We start from the raw sequence: 550 nt of genomic DNA on the forward strand, positions 1-550 counted from the left end.
TGGGCGGGTGGCGGCGCGGACGGTCGTCGCGCTGTTCCCCGGACCCCCTGCCGGGTCGTCCTGCCGCTCCGGGGCGGCGCGGGCCGCGGGACCGCGGGTCGCGGGAGGAACTCACTCGCCCCTCCCTGTTCTCGGTCTCTTCCGTCTACTCCGGTGCCAGCGGATTCCGACCACCCCCTGGTTCACCGGGCACCCGCCTCGCCCGGATCGGTCCCCTTGTCCCCGGTGATCTCCCCCGTCTCCAGATCCAGGAAGAGCGGCGCCTCGCCGGGCTCCATCCCGAGCTCTTCGGCGGCCTTCGCGACCTCCTCCGGTGATTCGAGGTGGATGACCTCCTCGCGCAGCGCCTCCTCGCGCTCGGCCAGTTCCCTGTTCTCCTGCTGCAGCTGGCTGATGGCGAAGGCGTCCTCGATCAGCATGGTCCGCAGGGCCAGGAGGCTGATCAGGGCACCGCTGAGCAGGCCGAGGATGAGCAGCACGAACGGCATCCGGGGCGCGTGCGGTGCCGGCCGCTGCCGGGAGGCCGCCCGCGGGGCCGAGACGGGCGACG

At 73.3% G+C, this 550-nt stretch carries 1 protein-coding gene; it reads right to left on the reverse strand.

Annotated features, from left to right (window positions below; all coding sequences use genetic code 11):
* Positions 1-182: 182 nt before the first annotated feature.
* On the reverse strand, positions 183-550 hold a 368-nt coding region (locus VS93_RS29945; RefSeq protein ID WP_046472552.1), incomplete at its 5' end, for a hypothetical protein.

Origin of the sequence: Allosalinactinospora lopnorensis (genome assembly GCF_000981225.1) — a bacterium.
Classification (GTDB): Bacteria; Actinomycetota; Actinomycetes; order Streptosporangiales; family Streptosporangiaceae; genus Allosalinactinospora; species Allosalinactinospora lopnorensis.